Annotated in this window: 15 protein-coding genes and 1 riboswitch; of the genes, 6 read left to right on the top strand and 9 right to left on the bottom strand. The window is 57.3% G+C overall.

Annotated elements, in window-relative coordinates; genetic code table 11:
• Positions 1-124: 124 nt before the first annotated feature.
• Both purH and purD read left to right on the top strand, forming a co-directional pair.
• Positions 125-1,714, top strand: a complete 1,590-nt coding sequence (purH, locus tag KOL70_RS13755; protein WP_215480789.1) for a bifunctional phosphoribosylaminoimidazolecarboxamide formyltransferase/IMP cyclohydrolase — start codon at positions 125-127, stop codon at positions 1,712-1,714.
• A gap of 18 nt (positions 1,715-1,732) precedes the next feature.
• Positions 1,733-3,013, top strand: a complete 1,281-nt coding sequence (gene purD, locus KOL70_RS13750) for a phosphoribosylamine--glycine ligase (protein WP_159377819.1) — start codon at positions 1,733-1,735, stop codon at positions 3,011-3,013.
• A 28-nt stretch (positions 3,014-3,041) separates the two neighbouring features.
• Here the strand turns inward: purD and KOL70_RS13745 are convergent, their stop codons facing one another.
• The 6 genes from KOL70_RS13745 to nudC all read right to left on the bottom strand — a co-directional run bounded on the left by KOL70_RS13745 (position 3,042) and on the right by nudC (position 7,441).
• Complete coding sequence (locus KOL70_RS13745; RefSeq protein WP_021508194.1) at positions 3,042-3,707, bottom strand: DUF1481 domain-containing protein; 666 nt, start codon at positions 3,705-3,707, stop codon at positions 3,042-3,044.
• 68 nt (positions 3,708-3,775) lie between these two features.
• Positions 3,776-4,048: a nucleoid-associated protein HU-alpha gene (gene hupA / locus KOL70_RS13740; protein WP_006121511.1), complete on the bottom strand. Its 273-nt coding sequence runs from the start codon at positions 4,046-4,048 to the stop codon at positions 3,776-3,778.
• A gap of 188 nt (positions 4,049-4,236) precedes the next feature.
• Positions 4,237-4,827, bottom strand: a complete 591-nt coding sequence (locus KOL70_RS13735) for a YjaG family protein (RefSeq protein WP_215480788.1) — start codon at positions 4,825-4,827, stop codon at positions 4,237-4,239.
• A gap of 62 nt (positions 4,828-4,889) precedes the next feature.
• A complete protein-coding gene (gene nfi / locus KOL70_RS13730) occupies positions 4,890-5,558 on the bottom strand; it encodes a deoxyribonuclease V (protein WP_215480787.1) in 669 nt (222 codons plus the stop codon).
• 2 nt (positions 5,559-5,560) lie between these two features.
• Positions 5,561-6,628, bottom strand: a complete 1,068-nt coding sequence (hemE, locus tag KOL70_RS13725) for a uroporphyrinogen decarboxylase (RefSeq protein ID WP_215480786.1) — start codon at positions 6,626-6,628, stop codon at positions 5,561-5,563.
• A 39-nt stretch (positions 6,629-6,667) separates the two neighbouring features.
• The gene (nudC, locus tag KOL70_RS13720; protein ID WP_021508198.1) at positions 6,668-7,441 is read right to left on the bottom strand and encodes an NAD(+) diphosphatase; all 774 of its coding nucleotides are present in this window, start codon (positions 7,439-7,441) and stop codon (positions 6,668-6,670) included.
• An 88-nt stretch (positions 7,442-7,529) separates the two neighbouring features.
• Between nudC and KOL70_RS13715 the strand changes: the two genes are divergently transcribed.
• The 3 genes from KOL70_RS13715 (at position 7,530) to thiE (ending at position 10,948) form a co-directional block, all read left to right on the top strand.
• Positions 7,530-8,036: an Rsd/AlgQ family anti-sigma factor gene (locus tag KOL70_RS13715; RefSeq protein WP_021508199.1), complete on the top strand. Its 507-nt coding sequence runs from the start codon at positions 7,530-7,532 to the stop codon at positions 8,034-8,036.
• 151 nt (positions 8,037-8,187) lie between these two features.
• Positions 8,188-8,288: riboswitch (TPP riboswitch) on the top strand.
• Between the two features lie 90 nt (positions 8,289-8,378).
• Positions 8,379-10,301, top strand: a complete 1,923-nt coding sequence (thiC, locus tag KOL70_RS13710; protein WP_215480785.1) for a phosphomethylpyrimidine synthase ThiC — start codon at positions 8,379-8,381, stop codon at positions 10,299-10,301.
• Positions 10,301-10,948, top strand: a complete 648-nt coding sequence (thiE, locus tag KOL70_RS13705) for a thiamine phosphate synthase (protein ID WP_215480979.1) — start codon at positions 10,301-10,303, stop codon at positions 10,946-10,948. The genes thiC and thiE overlap by 1 nt, the downstream gene beginning before the upstream one ends.
• 162 nt (positions 10,949-11,110) lie before the next feature.
• On the opposite strand, the gene KOL70_RS13700 is transcribed toward thiE, so the two are convergent.
• The gene (locus tag KOL70_RS13700) at positions 11,111-12,565 is read right to left on the bottom strand and encodes a PLP-dependent aminotransferase family protein (RefSeq protein WP_152391448.1); all 1,455 of its coding nucleotides are present in this window, start codon (positions 12,563-12,565) and stop codon (positions 11,111-11,113) included.
• Positions 12,566-12,740: 175 nt separating this feature from the next.
• Between KOL70_RS13700 and KOL70_RS13695 the strand changes: the two genes are divergently transcribed.
• The gene (locus tag KOL70_RS13695) at positions 12,741-12,926 is read left to right on the top strand and encodes a DUF1127 domain-containing protein (RefSeq protein WP_215480784.1); all 186 of its coding nucleotides are present in this window, start codon (positions 12,741-12,743) and stop codon (positions 12,924-12,926) included.
• Positions 12,927-12,992: 66 nt separating this feature from the next.
• Here the strand turns inward: KOL70_RS13695 and rpoC are convergent, their stop codons facing one another.
• A complete protein-coding gene (rpoC, locus tag KOL70_RS13690) occupies positions 12,993-17,216 on the bottom strand; it encodes a DNA-directed RNA polymerase subunit beta' (RefSeq protein WP_021508204.1) in 4,224 nt (1,407 codons plus the stop codon).
• Positions 17,217-17,288: 72 nt separating this feature from the next.
• Positions 17,289-21,317 carry a DNA-directed RNA polymerase subunit beta gene (gene rpoB / locus KOL70_RS13685; protein WP_021508205.1) on the bottom strand — a complete coding sequence of 1,343 codons (4,029 nt, stop codon included), beginning with the start codon at positions 21,315-21,317 and terminating at the stop codon, positions 17,289-17,291.
• Between the last annotated feature and the right edge of the window lie 172 nt (positions 21,318-21,489).

The raw sequence follows: 21,489 nt of genomic DNA, 5'->3' as shown, positions 1-21,489 counted from the left end.
ACGTCAAGGATGCCCCTTTTGGGGCGTTACCTGAGGTAAATGTTCTCTTCTATATAGAGAGAGAAAGTTAAGCCTGATGTAACGCTCTTATTTACGCGAAACAAAGCCAAGGGATAAAACCACCATGCAACAACGTCGTCCTGTACGCCGCGCTCTGCTCAGTGTCTCTGACAAAGCCGGTATCCTCGAATTTGCTCAGGCCCTCTCCCATCGTGGTGTTGAGCTGCTCTCCACAGGTGGCACTGCGCGCCTGCTGGCAGATGCCGGCCTGCCCGTCACGGAAGTTTCTGACTACACCGGTTTCCCGGAAATGATGGATGGACGCGTCAAAACGCTGCACCCCAAAGTGCACGGTGGCATTCTGGGCCGCCGCGGCACCGATGATGCCATCATGGCCGAGCACGCCATCAATCCTATCGACATGGTGGTGGTGAACCTCTATCCCTTTGCCCAAACCGTGGCGAAAGCTGACTGCAGCTTGGAAGATGCCGTTGAGAACATTGATATCGGCGGCCCCACCATGGTGCGCTCGGCAGCCAAGAACCACAAAGACGTGGCGATCGTGGTAAAGAGCAGTGACTACGACGCGATCATCGCGGAGCTCGATGCCAACGAAAACTCCCTGACGCTGGAAACCCGTTTCGATCTGGCCATCAAAGCCTTTGAACACACCGCCGCTTACGACAGCATGATTGCCAACTACTTTGGCAGCCTGGTACCGGCCTATCACGGCGAAAGCACCGCGCCGGCCGGCCGCTTCCCGCGCACCCTGAACCTCAACTTTATTAAAAAGCAGGATATGCGTTACGGCGAGAACAGCCATCAGGACGCTGCTTTCTATATTGAAGAGCAAGTCAGCGAAGCGTCGGTCGCCACCGCACAGCAGCTGCAGGGCAAAGCGCTGTCCTACAACAATATTGCCGATACCGATGCGGCACTGGAGTGCGTCAAGGAGTTCAGCGAGCCAGCCTGCGTTATCGTCAAGCACGCTAACCCATGTGGCGTCGCCGCAGGCGATTCAATTCTTGCCGCCTACGAGCGCGCTTATAAAACCGATCCGACCTCGGCGTTCGGCGGCATCATCGCCTTTAACCGCGAGCTGGATGAAGCGACCGCCCAGGCGATCATCAGCCGTCAGTTCGTGGAAGTCATCATTGCGCCATCGGCCAGTGACGCTGCGCTGCGCGTAACCGCAGCCAAACAGAACGTCCGCGTGCTGGTGTGCGGTCAGTGGCAGAGCCGCGTGGCCGGTCTCGACTTCAAACGCGTCAACGGCGGCCTGCTGGTTCAGGATCGCGATCTCGGTATGGTCGATGCCAGCCAGCTGCGCGTGGTCAGCCAACGTCAGCCGACCGAACAGGAACTGCGTGACGCGCTGTTCTGCTGGAAAGTGGCGAAGTTCGTTAAATCCAACGCCATTGTGTATGCACGCGACAACATGACGATCGGTATTGGCGCGGGCCAGATGAGCCGCGTTTACTCTGCCAAAATTGCCGGCATCAAAGCCGCTGACGAAGGACTGGAGGTGAAGGGTTCCGCCATGGCTTCCGACGCCTTCTTCCCGTTCCGCGACGGCATTGATGCTGCGGCGGCAGTGGGCATCACCTGTGTGATCCAGCCGGGCGGTTCCATCCGCGATGATGAAGTGATTGCCGCCGCCGACGAGCACGGCATCGCGATGATCTTCACTGACATGCGTCATTTCCGCCATTAATAGCCTGGAGCCGTAACGATGAAAATTTTAGTGATTGGTAATGGTGGACGTGAACACGCGCTGGCGTGGAAAGCAGCACAGTCGCCGCTGGCAGAAACCGTATTTGTTGCGCCAGGTAACGCCGGTACCGCGCTGGAGCCGGCCCTGCAGAACGTGGCCATCAGCGCCACCGATATTCCGGCACTGCTGGCGTTTGCGCAGCAGGAAAACATCGACCTGACCATCGTCGGGCCGGAAGCGCCGCTGGTGATTGGCGTGGTCGATGCGTTCCGCGCCGCCGGCCTGAAAATCTTTGGCCCGACGCAGGCGGCCGCGCAGCTGGAGGGCTCAAAAGCCTTCACCAAAGATTTCCTTGCCCGCCAGCAGATCCCGACGGCGGAATACCAGAACTTCACCGAGGTGGAACCGGCGCTGGCTTACCTGCGTGAGAAAGGCGCGCCGATCGTCATCAAAGCGGACGGTCTGGCCGCGGGTAAAGGCGTCATCGTCGCCATGACGCTGGCCGAAGCGGAAGCGGCGGTGCAGGACATGCTGGCCGGCAATGCATTTGGCGACGCAGGTCACCGCATCGTCATCGAAGAGTTTCTTGATGGTGAAGAAGCCAGCTTCATCGTGATGGTGGACGGCGATAACGTCCTGCCAATGGCCACCAGCCAGGATCACAAACGTGTTGGCGACGGCGACACCGGCCCGAACACCGGTGGCATGGGCGCTTACTCACCGGCACCGGTAGTGACCGATGAGATCCACCAGCGCGTGATGGATCAGATCATCTGGCCAACCGTCAACGGCATGAAAGCTGAAGGTAACACCTACACCGGTTTCCTGTATGCCGGTCTGATGATCGACAAAGCCGGTCAGCCGAAGGTGATCGAATTCAACTGCCGCTTCGGCGATCCGGAAACGCAGCCGATCATGCTGCGCCTGCAGTCGGATCTGGTCGCGCTGTGCCTCGCCGCCGTCGACGGCAAGCTCAATGAGCAGCAGTCACAGTGGGATCCGCGCCCGTCGCTCGGCGTGGTGCTGGCCGCAGGCGGTTATCCGGGCGACTACAACACGGGCGATCAGATCCACGGTCTGCCGCTGGAAGACGTACCGGACGGGAAGGTATTCCATGCCGGCACCACCCTGAAAGATGACCTGGTGGTGACCAGCGGCGGTCGCGTACTGTGCGTGACTGCGCTGGGTGAAGATGTGGCGGCAGCGCAGAAGAATGCCTACGCGCTGGCACAGCACATCTCATGGAACGGCAGCTTCTGCCGTAATGATATCGGTTACCGCGCGATTAACCGCAAGTAAGCCCCCGGCGGCGGCCAGCTGGTCGCCGCTAAAAATCAGCCTCTTTCGGCTGCCAGCGGCACTCATCTTCCGGCGTGGCACGCAGCAGCTGAATCCCCTCTGGCGCTTCCAGCCACGACAGGGTAATCGGCTGTTGCTGCCCCTGCTGCTGTCGATACAGCGTTGCCAGCGTGTCGCGATCGAACGCCACATTCACCTGCTGCCCCTCACAGTCACGAACCTGCGTACCGCCCTGCCAGTGCCCCTGCCGCAACAGTACCCGACCACTCAGCAGTGCATTGCTCTGCGCCAGCATGCGCTGCGCGTCAAACCGGTACAGCTCGACGCTGTCGGCGCTGACGGCTTCACGCCGGCCAGCCAGCTGTCGCTGCATAAAATTGAGGTTGCCCTGATGGTCGAAACGCAGGGTTACGTCGTCCGGCTGCTGGCCAGTGACGTGCCGTTCCACGCTCAGCAGTTTATCCGCCTGCCAGATATAGTCGGTGGTTTCCCGGCTATCGCCATTGAAAGGGGTATAGACGGTACGCAGATGGACGGCTTCGTGGTCGCCGTTTTTACGCCAGATTCGCACCGTGCCACGGTCAGACAGATAGCCGCTGGCGGTGAAAGCCGGAAGATCGGGAGTGGCACTGCAGCCGGTGAGTAATACCCCGAGGAGGATGGCGCAGAGGCGCTGAGGAGAGATGTTCAGCATAGCAGGCCCCGGTAACAAAAAGGGGCGAAATCGCCCCTCTTTTAAAGCTAAACCGCGATGCGGAAAACTTACTTAACAGCGTCTTTCAGTGCTTTACCAGAGACGAACGCTGGCACGTTAGCTGCAGCGATTTTGATCTCTTTGCCAGTCTGCGGGTTGCGACCGGTACGCTCAGCGCGGTGGTTCACTTTAAAAGTACCAAAACCAACCAGTTGTACAGCATCACCTTCTTTCAGAGACTCAGTGATCGCAGCCAGGGTAGATTCCAGCGCAGCTTTAGCCTGGGTTTTAGACAGGTCCGCTTTCTCTGCGATCACATCAATCAGTTGAGTCTTGTTCATAAGTTATCCTTAAAGTGTATTTATCGCTTGCTAAGCAACGAGTGCGAGGGAAAAGCCATATTCTGGCACTCTTCAGCCTGCACGCACCGATAGCCACAATTTTCAGCCCCCCAAATGTAGACCAGACAGGGGGCTGATGTGAAGCCTCCAGGCGCGGTAATTCGGGCCTGAAGTCACGTTTTCTCGCCTTATTGCTGAAAAATTATACCGATGTTACTGATTCCGGCTTCACGCAGGTCTGCACGTAGCCCTTTGATTAGCTCCAGGTCCCGTTCTTCGCACTCTGCCAGCAGGCGAAAAATCTCCCACTGCAGGTCCCATTCGTCAATTACCGCCTGGTTGTCACGCAGCTCTTCGTCGCTCATTTCGCGACCGGCCTGGGTCATTTCGAGGATGGCCACGGTGGTGATCGACGTGCGGCTGACTTCGATGGCGTGCTCCAGCGTTTCACCGCTCAGCTGCGCGTGCAGGAGTTCACTCAGCGCCACGCAGGCGTCAATCGCCGGGTGCACGCCGTAAACGTCAAAGTCGTCACCGTTTGGGATCGCCGCTTCCAGTTTCTCCAGCTGGCTGTCGAAATTGATTTTGGCATCCTTCACCGTCAGGCTTTCCCACACCAGATCGAGAATGCGGCGATAGAGCTGCGGATCGGCTAACTCGGTCTGCTGACAGAAGGCCCAGTAATTGGGGAACATCCGCTCGCACAGACAGGCCATAAAGGTCATGTGCTGCCAGCTTTCCAGCTTCGCCAGACGCAAATGGACGGGGTTCTGTAACATCAAACTTACTCTCGGTAGATTAGCTGGCGGCAGTGTACCGCAAAAGCCGCGCACAAACAGCGTTAGCGCGCATTTTGCCACTTCACAAAAGCGGGACGGCCAGACGCCACGGCATCGGCCCAGCGCGTTGGCTCCGGCAAGCGGTAGCCAGCCATGCAGGCTTCAACCCAGTGCAGTGCGCTGTCGAGGCTGACGCGGTGGCCGGTTGAGACAAACAGCGGATTGCAGCGCGTCTTGCTGCGCCACACCCAGGCAATCTGCTCGCCTTTATCCATCAGCGGCTGACGACTGCCCGGTGCCGCATTCAGCTCAGCGAAACGGCCGCACAGGCGCTTTTTCGCTACGCCGATAGTCGGCACATCCAGCAGCGAGCCGAAATGCGCGGCAACGCCCAGTCGGCGCGGATGAGAGATGCCATGGCCATCGACGAACAGCAGATCGGGCCGCTGCGACAATTGCTGCCACGCCGCCTGCAGGGCTGGAATTTCGCGAAACGAGAGAAAACCGGGGATGTAAGGCATGGTGGTCGCGACACGCGCGATGCGATGCTCCACCAGCGTTAATGAAGGGTATTCGAGGATCACCAGGGCGGCGCGCGTTACCTCGCCGCCCTGTTCAAAACCGACATCGGCGCCGCCAATGAAGCGCGGCGGCAGTACGTCAAAATCATCCTGCCGCACCACGCTGGCGGCGAGCTGTACCTGTTGCTGTCGTAGTGCGGCTAAATCCATGCTTATCCCTGATGATATGGTCGTGATAGCCGATGCACCGCCTCCACAAACGCGCCAGCGTGCTCTGGCGGAACATCCTGATGAATCCCGTGACCGAGGTTGAAGACGTGGCCTTCGCCTGCGCCAAAGCCTTCCAGAATCCCTGCCACTTCCTGCTCAATTCGTGCAGGGGGTGCATACAGCATAGACGGATCCATGTTGCCCTGCAGCGCGACTTTATCGCCCACACGGCGCCGCGCTTCGCCAATATCGGTGGTCCAGTCAAGACCCAGCGCATCACAGCCGGTGGCCGCCATCTCTTCCAGCCACTGGCCGCCGCCCTTGGTAAACAGGGTGATGGGCACGCGTCGTCCTTCGTTCTCATGCAGCACGCTGTCGACGATTTTGTGCATGTAATAGAGTGAGAATTCGCGATAGTCGCGCCCGGTCAGCACGCCGCCCCAGGTATCAAACACCATCACCGACTGCGCACCCGCTTTAATCTGCGCGTTGAGGTAAAGGATCACGCTCTCTGCCAGCTTATCCAGCAGCGCGTGCAGTGTCTGCGGCTCGGCGTACATCATCTTCTTGATTTTGGTGAAAGCCTTGCTGCTGCCGCCTTCTACCATGTAGGTTGCCAGCGTCCACGGGCTGCCGGAGAAACCGATCAGCGGCACTTCGCCTTTGAGGTTGTGACGGATGGTGCGCACCGCATTCATCACGTAACCCAGCTCCTGCTCCGGATCCGGCACCGGCAGTTTATCCACATCGGCACGACAGATGATTGGATGGGAGAAACGCGGGCCTTCGCCGGTCTCAAAGTAGAGCCCCAGGCCCATCGCATCCGGAATGGTGAGGATATCGCTGAAGAGGATCGCGGCATCCAGCGCATAGCGGCGCAGCGGCTGCAGGGTGACTTCGCATGCCAGCTCCGCGTTCTTACACAGCGACATAAAATCACCGGCCTCAGCGCGCGTGGCTTTGTATTCCGGCAGGTAACGCCCGGCTTGTCGCATCATCCATACCGGGGTGATATCCACCGGCTGGCGTAACAGGGCGCGCAGATAACGATCGTTCTTCAGTTCACTCATAATGGGCTCTCTCATGCTAAGGCCGGCAGTGTAGCATTTTCACGCCGCGCTGGCGCGACACAGCGCAACCGTATCTTCAATCAGCCGGCGCGCCACGGTGCCCGGCGGCGGCAACAGGGGCAGATCGTCGTAGCGATACCAGCCAGCATCCAGCAGCTCTTTACCATCGTGCTGCAGCTCGCCGCCATCGTACTCCGCCATGAACGCCATCATCAATGAGTGCGGGAACGGCCACGGCTGCGAGGTCACGTAACGCACATTTTTTACCCGCACGTTACTCTCTTCCATCACCTCGCGGGCCACCGCCTGCTCCAGCGTTTCGCCGACTTCGACAAAACCGGCCAGCACGGTGTAGATGCTGTTGCGATGGCGCGCATGGTTTGCCAGCAGGATCTCCTCACCGCGACGAATCGCCACAATGATGCAGGGGGCGATTTGCGGATAGTAGCGCTCGCGGCAGTGGCTGCACAGGCAGGCAAATTCGCGCTTGCTGTGCTGCATTTCATGGCCGCAATAACCGCACCAGCGATGCGAACGGTAGAACTCAGCCAGCTGCACGCCGCGCCCGGCGAGCTGAAACAGACCGACATCTTCGTCAATCAGCTGGCGCACCGAGGCCATATTGTCCGGACGCGCTTCGCATACCAGCCAGACGTTTTCGCCCTGCCACTCGCCAATCACTCTGCCGCTGCTGCCGGTCAGGCCAAACTCGCCGGATAAGCCATGCGGCAACTCGCCTTGCGGCAACCAAAGTTTCTGCGCGGAGCTGACAATCCACCAGCCAGCGTCTACGCTTGAGATCTCACGTTGCATCTTAATCGTTGTCCTTAGCGTCAAATGGCACGCTGAAATCCTGATGTTAAGTGTGTAATAAACAACTATAACTCACCTGGAGCCCCGTATGCTTACCCAGTTAGATAACCTGACCGAGCGTGTAGGTGGCGGTAATGAATTAGTCGACTCATGGTTGCGCGCCCGTCGACAGCTGCTCGTCACCTATTACGAGTTAATTGGCATGAAGCCGAACAAAGAAGCGCTGACCGCGCTGGATGAACAGGCGCTGGATGCGTTTTGCCATCGTCTGGTGGACTATCTCTCTACCGGCCACTTCAGCGTTTACGAGCGCATCATCAGCGAGATGTCCGGCGACAGCCCGATGATTGCGGCGGCGCAGATCTATCCGGCGCTGGAAGGCAATACTGAACGTCTGATGCAACTGTATGACAGCCATCTGCAGCAGGCCATTAATGACGACAACTGCGTGGATTTCCAGCAGGCGTTGTCAGAAGTGGGCGAAGCGCTGGAGTCACGCTTTACGCTGGAAGACAAACTGATTCAGCTCGCCTGGGATAACCAGCTGGCGCGCCCGCCGGTGGCCAATGACAGCACCATTGCTCGTCCGGCCTGAACCGCTGCAGTTGTAAAAGACTTGTTATTCAGGAAAAGCCCTTTTATGCTGAATGGGCTTTTTTATTGTCTTTTTAACGACAATCCACAATCAAACTTTGCGATATAAGCGCAGCGTGCAGCAGTCAGTAAAGTCGCTTATCGCGTAAAACGTAAACTTGTCGGAGTGCCCTTAGGGGCTGAGACCGTTAATTCGGGATCCGCGGAACCTGATCAGGTTAGTACCTGCGAAGGGAACAAGAGTAGATGTGATCAGCACGGTGCAGTCAGGCGCCCGCACCGTTTCTGTTACTCCTTCCGGACTCCGGACAAGCAGCTTCCCCTTGTTTTCAGGAAACTTGCTATGTCTGATGCTAAAACCTCACGTCGTGAACAACGCGCGCAGGCGCAAAAATTTATCGATTCGCTCCAGGGAACCGCCTACCCTAACTCAAAACGTATCTGGATCAGCGGCAGCCGCGCGGATATCCGCGTCCCGATGCGCGAAATTCAGCTCAGCCCGACGCACACCGGCGGCAGCAAAGATCATCCGCAATACGCAGAAAATGAACCGGTGCCGGTGTATGACACTGCCGGTGCCTATGGCGATCCCCACGCGACCATCAATGTGCATCAGGGTCTGGCAAAATTACGCGCCGGCTGGATTGCCGAACGCAACGACAGCGAAACCATCAGCGCACTCAGCTCAAGCTACAGTCAGCAGCGGCTGGCAGATGACGGGCTGGATCATCTGCGTTTTGAACACCTGCCGCTGCCGCGCCGGGCCAAAGCGGGTCGCCGCGTCACGCAGTTGCACTATGCGCGTCAGGGCATCATTACGCCGGAGATGGAGTTCATCGCGCTGCGCGAAAACATGGGACGTGAGCGTATCCGCAGCACAACGCTGTTGCAGCAGCACGCCGGCCACGGCTTTGGCGCGCAGCTGCCGGAGAATATCAGCGCCGAATTCGTGCGCGCCGAAGTGGCCAGCGGCCGCGCCATCATTCCTGCCAACATCAATCATCCGGAATCGGAGCCGATGATTATCGGCCGCAATTTTCTGGTGAAGGTCAACGCCAACATCGGCAACTCGGCGGTAAGTTCGTCGATTGAAGAGGAAGTGGAAAAACTGGTGTGGGCCACGCGCTGGGGGGCAGATACCGTGATGGATCTGTCGACCGGCCGCTATATCCATGAAACGCGCGAGTGGATTTTGCGCAACAGTCCGGTGCCGATCGGCACGGTGCCAATCTATCAGGCGCTGGAAAAGGTCAACGGCATCGCAGAAGATCTTAACTGGGACATTTTCCGCGATACCCTGCTGGAACAGGCTGAGCAGGGTGTTGATTACTTCACCATTCACGCGGGCGTGCTGCTGCGCTATGTGCCGATGACTGCACAACGGCTGACCGGCATCGTGTCGCGCGGCGGCTCAATCATGGCGAAGTGGTGCCTGTCACATCATCAGGAAAACTTCCTCTACCAGCATTTCCGCGAAATCTGTGAAATCTGCGCCGCCTATGATGTGGCGCTGTCTCTCGGTGATGGTTTACGCCCCGGCTCGATTCAGGACGCCAACGACGAAGCCCAGTTTGCCGAACTGCGTACCTTAGGCGAGCTGACGCAAATCGCCTGGCAATATGATGTGCAGGTCATGATTGAAGGCCCCGGTCACGTGCCGATGCAGATGATCCGCCGCAATATGACCGAGCAGCTGGAGCACTGCCATGAAGCGCCGTTTTATACGCTGGGCCCGCTGACGACCGATATCGCGCCGGGCTACGATCATTTCACATCCGGGATTGGCGCCGCCATGATCGGCTGGTTTGGCTGCGCGATGCTGTGCTACGTCACGCCGAAAGAGCACCTTGGCCTGCCGAATAAAGAGGATGTTAAGCAGGGGCTGATTACCTACAAGATCGCCGCGCACGCTGCCGATCTGGCTAAAGGCCATCCCGGCGCACAGATCCGCGACAACGCCATGTCGAAAGCTCGCTTCGAGTTCCGCTGGGAAGATCAGTTTAATCTGGCGCTCGATCCGCATACCGCGCGGGCCTATCACGACGAAACCCTGCCGCAGGAATCCGGCAAAGTGGCCCACTTCTGTTCCATGTGCGGCCCCAAATTCTGTTCAATGAAAATCACCCAGGAAGTGCGCGAATTTGCCGCCCGCCAGCAGGCGGAAGCCCAGCCGATAGCGCTGGGCATGGCGCAAATGTCCGATGCCTTCCGTAGCCGTGGCGGCGAGCTGTATCACGCCGCCGATGCCCTGAAAGAGGAAAAATGATGACTGAAGCCTTCCCTGCCACCGCGCCAAAATTGGGGCTCTATCCGGTTGTCGACAGCGTGTTGTGGATTGAACGCCTGCTGGCAGCCGGCGTGCGCACCCTCCAGCTGCGCATCAAAGATGGCGATGATCGCCAGATTGAAGTCGCAGTACGTGATGCCATCGCCCTGGGCAAACAGTACGGCGCGCGGCTGTTTATTAACGATTACTGGCGCTTAGCGATTAAGTACAACGCCTATGGTGTGCATCTTGGTCAGGAGGATCTGGATGTGGCCGACCTGGACGCTATCCGCCACGCCGGCTTACGCCTGGGTCTGTCGACACACGATGACGCCGAGCTGGATCGCGCGCTGGCGCTGCGTCCGTCCTATATTGCGCTCGGCCACATCTTTCCGACACAAACCAAAGAGATGCCCTCTGCGCCGCAGGGCATTGCCGAGCTGAAGCGCCATCTGGCGCGGCTACAGCATATTCCCACCGTGGCGATTGGCGGCATTTCGCTGGCACGCGTGCCGGAGGTGCTGGCGACTGGCGTCGGCAGCATTGCCGTGGTCAGCGCGATTACCCAGGCAGAAGACTGGCAGGCGGCCACCCGCCAGCTGCTGGCGCTGGTAGAATCCCCAGAGCATGTCGCAAAAGCGTTGTAACTGACTGCAACGGCGCTAAAAATCCGCGAATACGGCGCGCAAACGGCAGCAGTCAGGGCTGGCGCGACCGGGGACAATCGCTAAAGTGAGCCTGCCCGCTGTCGCTTGCAGCGGGCCAGGGCTGGCTTCCCCGACTCTCTGTCCGGCCCTGCCTTTCCACCGTTATTCTGTCAGGGAGGTAGTATGGCGCGTTTCCGCACTGCAGGCCTGCATAGCACGCTCCACGGCTGCGCCGAGGCTGGCAATCGCCTGCTCGGTTTGCTCATTCATTGGCAGACCATAATTGAGGCGCAGGCAGTTGCGATATTTACCCGCCGCCGAAAACAGCGAACCGACCGCCACCTGGATTTTCAGCTCCCGCAGTTCCGCATTCAGCCGCACCGCATCGAAGGCTTCCGGCAGCTCAATCCACATCAGGAAACTGCCCTGCGGCCGCGAGACGCAAATACCGCAGGGAAAATAGTGGCGCACCCAGCAGCTAAACGTCTCATAGTTACGCTGATACACATGGCGCATGCGGCGCAAATGCGGCAGGTAATGGCCCTGACGAATAAACTCTGCGACCGCATACTGCGGCTGCGTTGCCGTCGAACCGGTGCCAATATATTTCATGTGCAGTACGCGATCGCGATAGCGTCCCGGCGCGACCCAGCCCACGCGCAAGCCGGGCGCCAGGGTTTTGGAAAACGAGCTGCACAGCAGCACGCGGCCATCCATATCCAGCGATTTGATGGTGATCGGACGCGGATACTCCCACGCCAGCTCGCCGTAAACATCATCTTCAATGATCGCCGCGTCAAAGCGCTGCGCCAGCGTCAGCAGCGCGCGCTTACGCGCTTCCGGCATGATAAATCCAAGCGGATTATTACAGTTGGGTACCACCACCACCGCTTTGATTGGCCACTGCTCAAACGCCAGCTCCAGCGCCTCAAGACTGATCCCGCTGACCGCATCGGTAGGGATTTCAATGGCGCGGATGCCCAGACCGCGCAGTGTCTGCATGGTGCCGTGAAACGCGGGCGACTCAACGGCAATGATATCGCCTGGCTCGCACACGGCGCGAATCGACACCGACAGCGCTTCATGGCAACCGGTGGTGACGACAATATCTTCCGCCGTCAGCTGACAGCCGCTGTCAATTGTCAGCCGCGCAATCTGCTCGCGCAGCGCTGCCACGCCGAGCAGGCTATCGTAGTTGAGCTGATCAATGTCCTGCTTCTGCGCCATGCGTCCCATGATTTTCCACAGCGGCTTGAGCGTCGGCTGGGTCAGGTCCGGCATGCCGCTGCCCAGCTGCAGCACGTCGCCATTAATGCGGCTGCTCAGCAGCTCCAGCACCGATTCCCACTGGGTGATCTCAACCGGACGCTGTACGGGTCGGGTCATCGCGGGCACCGGCGGCGTGGCTTTACGGGTAGCGACAAAATAGCCGGAACGCGGCTGCGGCACGATAAGCTGCTTCTCTTCCAGCAGATGATAAGCCTGCTGCACGGTACTGATGCTGACGCCGTGCTCAATGCTGAGCGTACGCACCGAGGGCAAGCGTTCGCCGCTGCGATACAGCCCCTGCTCAATACGGTCTGAAAGCAGACAGGCCAGATGTTGATAGCGCGTCATTGTGTGCCTCGCTGCGTTAACGGTGATCAAAAATCAGTACAGATGACGCCTATTTCTACCATTCAGATCGGTACGGGCGCAATCTGTATGTTAAAGATAAGTGATTTTTGAATCTGTATTGCATTCGCCATCAGAGGGAAAATGTTGTTTAGACATCATACTGAGGGCTGGGATTATGGAATTCGATCAGAACCGGGCGGCAAAACCGTTCAGCGTGACCTTACTCGATATCTTCCGTGGCGGCGTGCGCGCAATCAAACGCTGGCAGGCCAGGCGGGAAACGCGGCAGATTCTTTCGCACCTGAGTGATGCGCAGCTACGTGACATCGGGCTGACGCGTCAGGATATCAATCAGAAATAACGCGGATTTCAGACGAAAAAAAACCCTGCCGAGGCAGGGTTTTTTCATGGTCAGCAGAGCAGACGATTATTCGTCGTCGCTACCGCCCAGACCGGCGTTCAGCAGCTCAGCGAGGCTGGCAGAGGCTTCATCCGCAGTCACCTGCGGTGCAACCGGTGCTTCACCCGCCTGACGGCGACGCATACGATCCTGGTGGTAAGCATAACCGGTACCGGCCGGGATCAGACGACCCACGATAACGTTCTCTTTCAGGCCGCGCAGTTCGTCGCGCTTGCCGGCTACCGCTGCTTCGGTCAGGACACGGGTGGTCTCCTGGAACGATGCCGCAGAGATGAACGATTCGGTTGCCAGCGAGGCTTTGGTGATACCCAGCAGGTCACGCATGTACGTCGCGCCGATTTTGCCGTTCGCTTCCAGATCGCGGTTGGAGATCTTGATACGAGAGACTTCCGCCTGCTCGCCTTCCAGGAACTCCGAGCTACCCGCGTTCATGATGGTTGCTTTACGCAGCATCTGACGCACGATGACTTCGATGTGCTTATCGTTAATCTTAACGCCCTGCAGGCGGTAAACTTCCTGCACTTCGTTAGTGATGTAACGGGTCACAGCATGGACGCCACGCAGACGCAGGATGTCGTGCGGAGACTCTGGGCCGTCGGATACGACGTCACCACGTTCTACACGTTCACCTTCGAATACGTTGAGCTGACGCCATTTCGGAATCATCTCTTCATACGGATCGCTACCGTCAACCGGGGTGATCACCAGACGACGCTTGCCTTTGGTCTCTTTACCGAAGGAGATGATACCGCTGATCTCCGCCAGGATAGCTGGCTCTTTCGGACGACGCGCTTCGAACAGGTCGGCAACGCGTGGCAGACCACCGGTGATGTCCTTGGTACCGCCAGATTCCTGCGGAACACGCGCCAGGGTATCACCCGAGCTGATCTTCACGCCATCTTCCAGCTGCACAATCGCTTTACCTGGCAGGAAGTACTGTGCCGGCATGTCGGTGCCCGGGATCAGTACGTCGTTGCCGTTGGCATCAACGATTTTCAGTGCCGGACGCAGGTCTTTACCACCCGCAGTACGCTCTGCAGAATCCAGTACCACCAGCGATGACAGACCGGTGAGGTCGTCAGTCTGACGGGTAATGGTCTGACCGTCGATCATGTCGGTGAAGCGGATGAAACCGCCCACTTCGGTGATAACCGGCATGGTGTGTGGATCCCAGTTTGCAACGGTTTCGCCCGCGGCAACCTGCTCGCCATCACCTTTCGCCATGACCGCACCGTAAGGCACTTTATAGCTCTCTTTGGTACGACCGAACTCGTCGATCATCTTCAGCTCAACGTTACGCGAGACGATAACCAGTTTCCCGGAGGAGTTGGTTACTGACTTGGCGTTGGTCAGCTTGATAGTACCTTTGTTCTTCACCTGAATGCTGGATTCAGCTGCTGCACGCGATGCCGCACCACCGATGTGGAAGGTACGCATGGTCAGCTGGGTACCCGGCTCACCGATGGACTGTGCTGCGATAACGCCGATGGCCTCACCTTTGTTGATGATGTGACCACGTGCCAGATCGCGACCGTAGCAGTGTGCACACACACCGAAGTCGGTTTCACAGCTCACCACGGAACGCACTTTAATCGCGTCCACGGAGTTCAGTTCAACCACGTCACACCAGTGCTCATCGATCAGGGTGTTACGCGGGATCAGGATGTCCGCAGTACCCGGCTTCAGCACGTCTTCTGCCGTCACACGCCCCAGTACACGCTCACGCAGCGGCTCTTTAACGTCGCCACCTTCGATGACCGGGGTCATCATGATGCCTTCGAATGTGCCACAGTCGTCTTCGGTGACTACCAGGTCCTGCGCCACGTCTACCAGACGACGGGTCAGGTAACCGGAGTTCGCCGTTTTCAGTGCGGTATCGGCCAGACCTTTACGCGCACCGTGGGTCGAGATGAAGTACTGGAGTACGTTCAGACCTTCACGGAAGTTCGCGGTGATCGGCGTCTCAATGATGGAGCCATCTGGCTTCGCCATCAGACCACGCATACCTGCCAGCTGACGAATCTGTGCCGCAGAACCACGCGCACCGGAGTCGGCCATCATGTAGATGCTGTTGAACGAAACCTGCTGCTCTTCTTCGCCGTGACGGTTGATCACGGTTTCGGTCTGCAGGTTATCCATCATCGCTTTGGATACGCGTTCGTTAGCCGCAGCCCAGATATCGATGACTTTGTTGTAACGTTCGCCCGCGGTAACCAGACCAGACTGGAACTGCTCCTGGATCTCGGCCACTTCCGCTTCGGCTTCTGCAATGATTTCTGCTTTCTTGGCAGGAATCACCATGTCGTCGATACCTACTGAGGCACCTGAACGGGCTGCATAGGCAAAGCCGGTGTACATGGTCTGGTCAGCAAAGATAACGGTCGGCTTCAGGCCCAGGATGCGGTAACAGGTGTTCAGCATCTTAGAGATCGCTTTCTTACCCAGCGCCTGGTTGACGATGGAGTAAGGCAGACCTTTCGGTACGATCATCCACAGGATCGCACGACCAATGGTGGTGTCGATCAGGCTGGTTTTCGCAACGAGCTCTTCCTGCTCATTTTTGCTGTATTCAGTGATACGCACTTTAACGCGTGCATGCAGCTCGGCCTGGCCAGCGCGATAAACACGCTCAGCTTCTTTCGGGCCGGTCAGTACCATGCCTTCGCCTTTGGCGTTCACTTTGTCGCGGGTCATGTAGTACAGACCCAGAACAACGTCCTGTGAAGGAACGATGATTGGCTCGCCGTTCGCTGGAGACAGAATGTTGTTGGTAGACATCATCAGCGCACGCGCTTCCAGCTGGGCTTCCAGCGTCAGCGGTACGTGAACAGCCATCTGGTCACCATCGAAGTCGGCGTTATACGCCGCACACACCAGCGGGTGCAGCTGGATCGCTTTACCTTCGATCAGCACCGGTTCAAACGCCTGGATACCCAGACGGTGCAGGGTTGGTGCACGGTTCAGCAGTACCGGGTGTTCGCGAATCACTTCATCCAGGATATCCCAGACGACCGCTTCTTCGCGCTCAACCATTTTCTTGGCCGCTTTAATGGTGGTCGCGAGGCCACGCAGTTCCAGCTTGCCGTAGATGAACGGTTTGAACAGCTCCAGTGCCATTTTCTTCGGCAGACCGCACTGATGCAGACGCAGGTATGGACCGACGGTGATAACCGAACGACCGGAGTAGTCAACACGTTTACCCAGCAGGTTCTGACGGAAACGACCCTGCTTACCTTTGATCATGTCGGCCAAAGATTTCAGAGGACGTTTGTTAGAGCCGGTGATGGCACGACCGCGACGGCCGTTATCCAGCAGGGCATCTACCGCTTCCTGCAGCATACGTTTTTCGTTACGTACGATGATATCTGGCGCAGCCAGATCCAGCAGACGCTTCAGACGGTTGTTACGGTTGATCACGCGACGATACAGATCGTTCAGATCCGACGTAGCGAAACGACCGCCGTCCAGCGGTACCAGCGGACGCAGATCTGGCGGCAGTACCGGCAGAACGGTCAGGATCATCCACTCTGGCTTGTTGCCAGACTGCACGAACGCTTCCAGCAGCTTGATACGCTTGGTCAGCTTTTTACGTTTGGTCTCAGAGTTGGTTTCGTTCAGCTCTTCACGCAGCTGCTCGCACTCCTGCTCCAGATCCATATTTTTCAGCAGCGCCTGGATAGCTTCCGCACCCATCTTCGCGTCGAATTCGTCACCGAACTCTTCCAGCGCGTCAAGGTACTGCTCTTCGGTCAGAATCTGACGTTTTTCCAGGTTGGTCATGCCGCCTTCGACCACAACATAAGATTCGAAGTACAGCACGCGCTCGATATCACGCAGCGGCATATCCAGCAGCAAACCGATGCGGGATGGCAGTGATTTCAGGAACCAGATGTGCGCGGTCGGCGAAGCCAGCTCGATGTGGCCCATACGCTCACGACGCACTTTGGTCTGCGTGACTTCAACGCCACACTTCTCACAGATCACGCCACGGTGTTTCAGACGCTTGTACTTACCGCACAGGCATTCGTAATCTTTTACCGGTCCGAAAATACGGGCACAGAAAAGACCGTCACGCTCCGGCTTGAAGGTACGGTAGTTAATGGTTTCCGGCTTTTTAACTTCACCGAAAGACCAGGAACGGATCATGTCTGGCGAGGCCAGCGCAATTTTGATCGCATCAAACTCTTCGGTTTTAGTTTGCGCTTTCAGAAACTTAAGTAAGTCTTTCACGGATTAGCTCCCGTCGGAGTGGAACTCTCAGGGACGCGCTAGGCGCGTCCCATAACCAGTACTTGCGAGTGCTTACTCGTCTTCCAGCTCGATGTTGATACCCAGCGAGCGAATCTCTTTCAACAGTACGTTGAAGGATTCCGGCATGCCCGGTTCCATCTGATGGTTGCCGTCAACGATGTTTTTATACATCTTGGTACGGCCGTTGACGTCATCAGACTTAACGGTAAGCATTTCCTGCAGGGTATACGCGGCACCGTATGCTTCCAGTGCCCACACTTCCATCTCACCGAAGCGCTGACCACCGAACTGCGCCTTACCACCCAGCGGCTGCTGCGTAACCAGGCTGTAAGAGCCGGTAGAACGGGCGTGCATCTTGTCGTCGACCAGGTGGTTCAGTTTCAGCATGTACATGTAACCTACGGTTACCTGACGCTCAAACTGCTCACCGGTACGGCCGTCGAACAGGGTGATCTGACCGGAAGAAGGCAGACCGCCGAGCTGCAGCAGCTCTTTGATTTCGCTCTCTTTCGCACCGTCGAACACTGGCGTCGCAATTGGCATACCTTTTTTCAGGTTCTCTGCCAGACGCAGCACTTCGTCGTCCGAGAAGGTGTTCAGGTCAACTTTCTGACGCACATCGGTGCCCAGATCGTAAGCACGCTGGATAAACTCACGCAGTTTGGCGACTTCTTCCTGCTTCTTCAGCATCGCATTGATCTTCTCACCAATGCCTTTCGCCGCCATACCCAGGTGGGTTTCCAGAATCTGACCGATGTTCATACGCGATGGTACGCCCAGCGGGTTCAGTACGATGTCGACCGGCGTACCGTTCTCATCGTATGGCATGTCTTCGATTGGGTTGATCTTCGAGATAACACCTTTGTTACCGTGACGACCCGCCATTTTGTCACCAGGCTGAATCTGACGCTTAACGGCCAGATACACCTTGACGATTTTCAGCACGCCCGGTGCCAGATCGTCGCCCTGGGTGATCTTGCGACGCTTCGCTTCGAGTTTCTTCTCAAACTCGTGCTTCAGCTCGTCATACTGCTCAGCCAGCTGCTCCAGCGCGTTCTGCTTCTCTTCGTCGGTCAGACCGAGTTCCAGCCAGCGCTCACGTGGCAGCTTGTCCAGTTTCTCCGCTTCCACACCACCTGAAATCAGGACGGCCTGGATACGGCTGAACAGGCCCGCTTCGAGGATCTGCAGTTCTTCAGACAGGTCTTTTTTCGCCTGCTTCAGCTGCATCTCTTCGATTTCCAGCGCGCGCTTGTCTTTTTCCACGCCATCGCGGGTGAAGACCTGTACGTCGATAACCGTACCGGAAACGCCGTTCGGCACGCGCAGTGACGAGTCTTTCACGTCAGAGGCTTTTTCACCGAAGATCGCACGCAGCAGTTTCTCTTCTGGCGTCAGCTGGGTTTCACCTTTCGGCGTGACCTTGCCTACCAGAATGTCGCCACCGGTCACTTCCGCACCGATATACACGATGCCAGATTCATCCAGTTTGGAGAGCGCAGCTTCACCCACGTTCGGGATGTCAGCGGTAATCTCTTCCGGCCCCAGTTTGGTGTCACGCGACACGCAAGCCAGTTCCTGAATGTGGATGGTGGTGAAACGGTCTTCCTGTACTACACGCTCAGAAACGAGGATGGAGTCTTCGAAGTTGTAACCGTTCCATGGCATGAACGCCACGCGCATGTTCTGACCCAGCGCCAGCTCACCGAGGTCGGTAGACGGGCCGTCAGCCAGCACGTCGCCACGCTCGATAGGTTCACCCAGAGAAACACACGGCATCTGGTTGATGCAGGTGTTCTGGTTAGAACGGGTGTACTTGGTCAGGTTGTAGATGTCGATACCTGCTTCGCCCGGATACATCTCGTCTTCGTTAACTTTGATAACGATACGTGACGCATCGACGTACTGCACGGTACCACCACGTTTCGCGACGGCAGTTACACCGGAGTCGACCGCTACAGCACGTTCCATACCGGTACCAACCAGCGGCTTGTCAGCACGCAGGGTAGGTACAGCCTGACGTTGCATGTTCGCACCCATCAGGGCGCGGTTAGCATCATCGTGCTCCAGGAACGGGATCAGTGACGCACCGACAGAAACCACCTGCTGAGTGGAAACGTCCATGTAGTCAACCTGATCGCGGCTGAACAGGCTCGATTCACCTTTGCTACGGCAGGTGACGAGATCGTCAACAAAGCTGCCGTCATCGGCGAGGTTGGTGTTCGCCTGAGCGATAACGTAGTTACCCTCTTCGATAGCAGAGAGGTAATGAATTTCATCACTCACTTTACCGTCAACCACGCGGCGGTACGGCGTTTCGAGGAAGCCGTATTCGTTAGTCTGCGCGTAAACAGAGAGTGAGTTGATCAGACCGATGTTCGGACCTTCCGGGGTTTCGATTGGACATACGCGACCGTAGTGAGTCGGGTGTACGTCACGCACTTCGAAGCCGGCACGTTCACGGGTCAGACCGCCTGGGCCCAGAGCAGAGATACGACGTTTGTGCGTAATCTCAGACAGCGGGTTGTTCTGGTCCATAAACTGGGACAGCTGGCTGGAACCAAAGAACTCTTTCACCGCGGCCGAAATTGGCTTGGCGTTGATCATGTCCTGTGGCATCAGCGTGTCGAGGTCGCCCAGAGAAAGACGCTCTTTCACAGCGCGCTCTACACGCACCAGGCCAACGCGGAACTGGTTTTCCGCCATTTCACCGACAGAACGGATACGACGGTTGCCGAGGTGGTCGATATCATCCACTTCGCCAATACCGTTACGGATACCGATGAGCTTCTTCATCACTTCAATGATGTCGTCTTTGCTCAGGATACCGGAACCTTCGATCTCGTCACGCAGCAGAGAACGGTTGAACTTCATGCGGCCAACGGCCGACAGATCGTAACGATCTTCGGAGAAGAACAGGTTCTCGAACAGGTTTTCTGCGGCTTCACGCGTTGGCGGCTCGCCAGGACGCATCATGCGGTAGATCTCAACCAGCGCGCTCAGGCGATCGTTGGTTGGGTCAACGCGCAGCGTCTCAGAAATGTACGGGCCGTGATCCAGGTCGTTGGTGAACAGGGTTTCGATGCGCTTGTGACCGGACTGGCTCAGTTTCGCCAGCAGATCCAGTGACAGCTCCATGTTCGCCGGCACGATCAGCTCACCGGTGTTCAGATCGATGTAATCTTTCGCGACCACTTTGCCCGCGATGTACTCGACCGGCACTTCGATGTGCTGAATGTTGTCTTTTTCCAGCTGACGGATGTGGCGCGCAGTGATGCGACGACCTTTCTCAACGTAGACCGTGCCGTTGGCTTCGATATCGAAGGAGGCGGTTTCACCACGCAGGCGCTCAGGCACCAGTTCCATCTGCAGCTTGTTGTCGCGGATTTCAAACACCACTTTTTCGAAGAACAGATCGAGAATCTGCTCAGTGGTGTAATCCAGCGCGCGCAGGATGATACTGGCCGGCAGCTTACGACGACGGTCAATACGGACGAACAGGTTGTCTTTCGGGTCAAACTCAAAGTCGAGCCATGAACCGCGGTAAGGGATAATACGTGCGTTATACAGCACTTTACCGGAAGAGTGCGTTTTACCCTTATCGCTGTCAAAGAATACGCCAGGACTACGATGCAGCTGAGAAACGATAACACGCTCAGTACCGTTGATGACAAAGGTACCGTTGTCGGTCATGAGCGGAATTTCGCCCATGTACACTTCTTGTTCTTTGATGTCTTTTACGGTGCCTTCCGGCGCTTCGCGCTCGTAGATCACCAGACGCAGTTTAACGCGCAGCGGTGCGGAGTACGTCACGCCACGGATCTGACATTCTGTCACGTCAAACACCGGCTCACCCAGACGGTAGCTGACATACTGCAACTCAGAGTTGCCGCTGTAGCTCGCGATTGGGAACACGGAACGGAAGGCTGCTTCCAGACCGTACTGGCCTTCTGGATCTTGCTCGATAAACTTCTGGAACGAGTCAAGCTGGATAGAAAGGAGATAAGGCACATCCAGCACTTGTGGACGTTTACCAAAATCCTTACGAATACGTTTTTTCTCGGTATAGGAGTAAACCATAGGGTTCCTCAGCTAGCTGACAAGTCGACCCACGCTGTCCGTCCTGAAGGGACAGTTCATGCAACACTATTTTGTTTTTCATGCGATGCGCAGCACCCCATGCAATACATCTTTCTATCACTCTTAAATCATTTCATCGCCGTTGCGCAGGCAGGGAACCCTCACAGGAAAG

Source organism: Pantoea sp. B270 (assembly GCF_018726825.1).
Classification (GTDB): domain Bacteria; phylum Pseudomonadota; class Gammaproteobacteria; order Enterobacterales; family Enterobacteriaceae; genus Pantoea; species Pantoea dispersa.
This window is presented reverse-complemented; position numbering and strand designations above follow the sequence as displayed.

What these genes read in the sequence shown, in the direction of transcription:
- hupA (WP_006121511.1), bottom strand. Translation starts at nt 4,048, where the DNA reads ATGAACAAGACTCAACTGATTGATGTGATCGCAGAGAAAGCGGACCTG.
- thiC (WP_215480785.1), top strand. Translation starts at nt 8,379, where the DNA reads ATGTCTGATGCTAAAACCTCACGTCGTGAACAACGCGCGCAGGCGCAA.
- rpoB (WP_021508205.1), bottom strand. Translation starts at nt 21,317, where the DNA reads ATGGTTTACTCCTATACCGAGAAAAAACGTATTCGTAAGGATTTTGGT.
- thiE (WP_215480979.1), top strand. Translation starts at nt 10,301, where the DNA reads ATGACTGAAGCCTTCCCTGCCACCGCGCCAAAATTGGGGCTCTATCCG.
- KOL70_RS13735 (WP_215480788.1), bottom strand. Translation starts at nt 4,827, where the DNA reads ATGTTACAGAACCCCGTCCATTTGCGTCTGGCGAAGCTGGAAAGCTGG.
- KOL70_RS13745 (WP_021508194.1), bottom strand. Translation starts at nt 3,707, where the DNA reads ATGCTGAACATCTCTCCTCAGCGCCTCTGCGCCATCCTCCTCGGGGTA.
- purD (WP_159377819.1), top strand. Translation starts at nt 1,733, where the DNA reads ATGAAAATTTTAGTGATTGGTAATGGTGGACGTGAACACGCGCTGGCG.
- hemE (WP_215480786.1), bottom strand. Translation starts at nt 6,628, where the DNA reads ATGAGTGAACTGAAGAACGATCGTTATCTGCGCGCCCTGTTACGCCAG.
- nudC (WP_021508198.1), bottom strand. Translation starts at nt 7,441, where the DNA reads ATGCAACGTGAGATCTCAAGCGTAGACGCTGGCTGGTGGATTGTCAGC.
- purH (WP_215480789.1), top strand. Translation starts at nt 125, where the DNA reads ATGCAACAACGTCGTCCTGTACGCCGCGCTCTGCTCAGTGTCTCTGAC.
- KOL70_RS13700 (WP_152391448.1), bottom strand. Translation starts at nt 12,565, where the DNA reads ATGACGCGCTATCAACATCTGGCCTGTCTGCTTTCAGACCGTATTGAG.
- KOL70_RS13715 (WP_021508199.1), top strand. Translation starts at nt 7,530, where the DNA reads ATGCTTACCCAGTTAGATAACCTGACCGAGCGTGTAGGTGGCGGTAAT.
- nfi (WP_215480787.1), bottom strand. Translation starts at nt 5,558, where the DNA reads ATGGATTTAGCCGCACTACGACAGCAACAGGTACAGCTCGCCGCCAGC.
- KOL70_RS13695 (WP_215480784.1), top strand. Translation starts at nt 12,741, where the DNA reads ATGGAATTCGATCAGAACCGGGCGGCAAAACCGTTCAGCGTGACCTTA.